The 3504-nt window shown below is 61.8% G+C and carries 3 protein-coding genes; all 3 read left to right on the forward strand.

Features of this window, described 5'->3' with window-relative positions:
- Positions 1 to 926: 926 nt before the first annotated feature.
- Positions 927 to 1214: a DUF1330 domain-containing protein gene (locus tag D9C15_RS32740; RefSeq protein ID WP_128003645.1), complete on the forward strand. Its 288-nt coding sequence runs from the start codon at positions 927 to 929 to the stop codon at positions 1212 to 1214.
- 204 nt (positions 1215 to 1418) lie between these two features.
- A complete protein-coding gene (locus D9C15_RS32745; protein ID WP_128003646.1) occupies positions 1419 to 1832 on the forward strand; it encodes a hypothetical protein in 414 nt (137 codons plus the stop codon).
- A gap of 123 nt (positions 1833 to 1955) precedes the next feature.
- On the forward strand, positions 1956 to 2576 hold the full coding sequence (locus tag D9C15_RS32750; RefSeq protein WP_128003647.1) for an HD domain-containing protein: 621 nt from the start codon (positions 1956 to 1958) through the stop codon (positions 2574 to 2576).
- The last annotated feature ends 928 nt before the right edge of the window (positions 2577 to 3504 follow it).

Raw genomic sequence — 3504 nt, forward strand, 5'->3', positions numbered from 1 at the left:
TCGCGGTTGAGTTCATGTCCTTCTGGTCGCGTCGGATATCGTTGCGGTTGCAGCAAGCGACTTGTCGAACATGCGATACCCACTTCTCTTGGTCCTTGGCCTTCTCTCGCTCACCCCATCTGCTTACGGTCAAACCTATCGCTGTAGCTCTGGCAGCGGCACCTACTACTCCGATCGACCTTGTACGGTCATTGGAACGCCAGGGAAGCTTGGAGCCATTGGGCCGTCGCGCGCAGAACCTGCTACTCCCTACTCGCCTCCCCTGCCTGGTGCGCCAAAGGCCCAGGAACATGTCAAGTACCTTAGTGCGGGGTGTGCATCAATTGCAGAGGCGATCCGAACCGGGCCGTCGCGCGGCGTTCGCAGAGATGTCCTCGATTCGCTGCAGGACGAGTATCGGCAGAAGTGTGCACTCGAAGACCAGGAAGCCCGCAAGCAAGTGCGTGACGACGAGAGCCAGTCATTGAGGGCGAAGGTTGCGGAACGTGACCTTGCCCGGGCACAGCGGCAGCAGTCGGAGATCCGGAGCGCTCAGTGCCTGGGAATGCGAGACGTCATTGCGCTCAAGCGAAAGAGGGAGAGCCAGCTCAATGACAAGGAAGTACTAGCGCTGCGCGACCTTGAAGCCTCGTACAACGAACGATGCATCACGCCGTAGTCAAGGTGCGCGCAAAGGCGCCTAACCCTTCGCTCGAGCGGGACCTCCGCCGGCAAGGCACTTGGCCCGCCAGCCGGTGTGGTCCATCATCCGGCCAGCGGGCCAAGCGCCTTCCCGGCTACGGCCCCTCAGCTCAAACGTTAGGCCGCACGAAGCCACCTGCGCGGGCCTTTAGCCACAACCTTCGCGCGAGGTCGTGCTGGCAAGACTCACAATGCCGGTGGCACGAGCGCGTTGCTCGCTGCCGAGTGCCTGCGCAGGAGACACCATGGCTGTTTACGTGATCGCCGACATCGAAGTACTTGATCAAGTGCTGTTTGAAGAGTACCGACAGAAGGTCCCAGCAACCATCGCCGCCCACGGCGGGCGCTACCTGGCACGCGGTGGCGCAACCCAGGTTCTAGAGGGCTCCTGGTCTCCAAAGCGCAGCGTCATTCTCGAGTTCCCGGATATGGAGCGCTTTCAAGCGTGGTGGAACTCACCCGAGTACGCCCCACTGCGCACGCTCCGTCAAAGTGCGACGAACTCGAACCTGGTAGTCACACAAGGCTTGTAGCCTGGCTGGCACGCGAGTGCGGCCTAACCCTTCGCTCGAGGCGACCCTCCACGGCTTGGCGCTTGGGCCGCGAACCCGTGGTGCATATCATCGGGCTCGCGGCCCAAGCGCCAATCCGCGGCGGTCGCCTCAGCTCAAACGTTAGGCGTCACATTCACCACCCGGCCGCAGCAGCGCGGCTCAACTGCTGCGACCCGACCGCATATGTTCGTAATCGAATCCACAAACGCCAAAGGCTGGCGCTGGCTTTCAGGTGTGTTTGAGCACCAGCAAGCTGCGGAGCGCGAGCTGAACAGCATTGCCCCAGAGGTCCGGCACTTCCATCGCATCGTCCAAACGCCGACCGCCACGTTTCCTTTGTTCATCATCGAGGACCGTGGCTTCGCGTACGTGGACATCAACCGCGTATTTTGCACACTCGCCTCTACGCAGCCGCGTGGAGATGATGACCACATCCACTTCAACATTTACGCCGTCCGTCGCGAATTCAAGCCTTCCGAGTCAGGCACGGACGAAATGGGACTCCTCCTTCACTGGCACATCACGGACACCACGCTGCGCCAACCGCGTGCGCGGGTGTTCAGGAAGGAACTTGCGGAGATCGCCAGTGACGCCTAACCCTTCGCTCGAGCGGACGGCCAACGGCGTGGCACACTGGCCGCGAGGTGCTGAGGTACATGTTGCACCTCGCGGCCAGTGCGCCATGCCGCTGTCCGCCGCTCAGCTCAAACGTTAGGCCGCATGTCCGAAGTTCTGCGCCGCTCCTGGTCTCGCATCGCCGCCGCGTTCAGTGCCGCGCTTGAACACTCAAGCCTGCGCGAGAACCTGACGTCGCGGTACGCCGAGCCCCGGCGCAGTTATCACACGCTCCAGCACCTCGAAGAGTGCCTTACGTGGTTCGAAGCTTCAGCCCATCTCGCGGCGCAGCCCCAAGAGGTTGAGGCTGCGCTGTGGTTTCACGACGCAGTCTATGAGCCACGTGCGCCTGGCAACGAGGACTTGAGTGCCAGCTTGGCCGAAACCAGTCTCGTCGCCGCTGGAGCGTCACACGAGGCGGCTCGTCGCGTAGCCGCGCTGGTTCTTGTCACCAAGCACACCGCGCTTCCAGCGAGTCCCGATGAACAGCTCCTCGTTGACATAGACCTCTGCATCCTCGGGGCAAGTGCGCCCCGCTTCGCGGAGTATGAGCAGCAGGTTCGGGCGGAGTACGAGTTCGTGCCAGAGGCGGTCTTCAAGCAGAAGCGAAGTGCCATTCTTCGCAGCTTCCTGGCCCGCCCTCGCATCTACGGCACGGAGTTCTTCTACTCCAGGCTCGAGCAGCAAGCTCGCATCAACCTAGCCCGTTCCGCGAGTGCGGCCTAACCCTTCGCTCGAGGCGACCCTCCACGGCTTGGCACTTGGGCCGCAAGCCCGTGGTGCCTATCATCGGTCTCGCGGCCCAAGCGCCAATCCGCGGCGGTCGCCTCAGCTCAAACGTTAGGCCGCACAGCCCACACATCTTCCACGACGGAATCAACATGCAAGTAGGAACGGCGGCAAATTCAGATCTTGTCCGAGCCGCGGCCGTTTGGGTGGGTTACGGATCGCGCCCCTACCCTTGGCGAGACGATCAGGCTGTCCGAGAGACATTCGAACCCAACTTGGCAGAGGAACTGCTTGTCCAGCTAAAGCTCGCCGAACAGGACTTCTATCGGTCCGATGCGTGGGCCAGAGCGAAAGAACTGTCCGAACTAGGAAGCCTCGCATGCGCGGATTTCGCGAGGCTCCGACCGGAGGCACCTCAAGGGCTTTCGGAGGTTCTAGCCTGGTGCTACACGTACGACTACAAGTGAACCCGTGCACTTGACTCGTTGCGCCAACAAGCGACTGGCCAATTTTGCAGTGCGTGCACGTCCACCACACAAGCCTGGCCAGCCTTCGCTCGAGAGTGCGGCCTAACCCTTCGCTCGAGGCGACCCTCCACGGCTTGGCACTTGGGCCGAGCACTTGGGCCGCGAGGCAGTTGTTCATATCATCCGCCTCGCGGCCCAAGCGCCAACCCACGGCGGTCGCCTCAGCTCAAACGTTAGGCCGCACAGGGGAACCACTTGGTCCACGTATCGCAAGGCCTCTTCGCCCTCAGCGCAGCAATCGTCCTCGTGTTGGGGTCTCTGCACCTTGCATTCACGTTCAGCGGCAGGCGCTTCGACCCGAGAGACGCAGACCTTATTGCGCGAATGAAGGAAGTCTCTGGCTCTCCTAAAATTCAAGTGGGTTGCCCTACGTGAGGGTTGATTGCTTGGAAGTTGAG

Origin of the sequence: Piscinibacter defluvii (genome assembly GCF_004011805.1) — a bacterium.
GTDB classification, from domain to species: domain Bacteria; phylum Pseudomonadota; class Gammaproteobacteria; order Burkholderiales; family Burkholderiaceae_C; genus Piscinibacter; species Piscinibacter defluvii.

Excerpts from the sequence above, each read along its gene's own strand:
- D9C15_RS32740 (WP_128003645.1), top strand. The coding sequence starts at position 927 with ATGGCTGTTTACGTGATCGCCGACATCGAAGTACTTGATCAAGTGCTG.
- D9C15_RS32745 (WP_128003646.1), top strand. The coding sequence starts at position 1,419 with ATGTTCGTAATCGAATCCACAAACGCCAAAGGCTGGCGCTGGCTTTCA.
- D9C15_RS32750 (WP_128003647.1), top strand. The coding sequence starts at position 1,956 with ATGTCCGAAGTTCTGCGCCGCTCCTGGTCTCGCATCGCCGCCGCGTTC.